The sequence below is a fragment of the Mesorhizobium sp. M7A.F.Ca.ET.027.03.2.1 genome (assembly GCF_003999175.1).
Classification (GTDB): domain Bacteria; phylum Pseudomonadota; class Alphaproteobacteria; order Rhizobiales; family Rhizobiaceae; genus Mesorhizobium.
Genome location: NZ_RZOM01001921.1, coordinates 1 through 430, shown reverse-complemented (window position 1 = coordinate 430; position 430 = coordinate 1). Strand labels below are relative to the sequence as shown.

The 430-nt window shown below is 72.3% G+C and carries 1 pseudogene; it reads right to left on the bottom strand.

Annotation, left to right across the window (positions count from 1 at the left end):
- Positions 1 to 430: pseudogene (locus EN750_RS38785) on the bottom strand (DNA mismatch repair protein MutS); the annotation flags it as partial.

Sequence of the window (430 nt, the reverse complement as noted above, 5' to 3'; positions counted from 1 at the left end):
CCGCGCAAGAAGCCGCCATCGCGCTTGAGCAGCGGCAGTTCGTCGCCAAGCGCCTGGGTCAGATGCTGGGCCAGCGCCTGGGGCAGAGCATGGATGGCGGCCAATGCCGCCGCAAGTTCCGGGGGCAGGGCGGTCGCGGCAAAGATTTCGGCGAGCGCGCCTGCCGCCTCGAAGCCGGCGCGCAGCGCGCCAAGGTCGCGCGGCCCACCCCGGTTGAGCGCCAGCCTCGACAGTGCGCGCGGCATGTCGGCGACGCTCCTCAGGCTCGACCGCACCGCTTGGCAGAGCCGCGTTTCGGAACGGAAGAACGACACCGAATCCAGCCTGGCGCCGATCGCAGCCGGGTGGGTCAGCGGCGCCATCAGCCGGTCGGCGAGCAGCCTTGCGCCGCCGCCGGTCACCGCGCGGTCGATCGCCTTGAACAGCGACC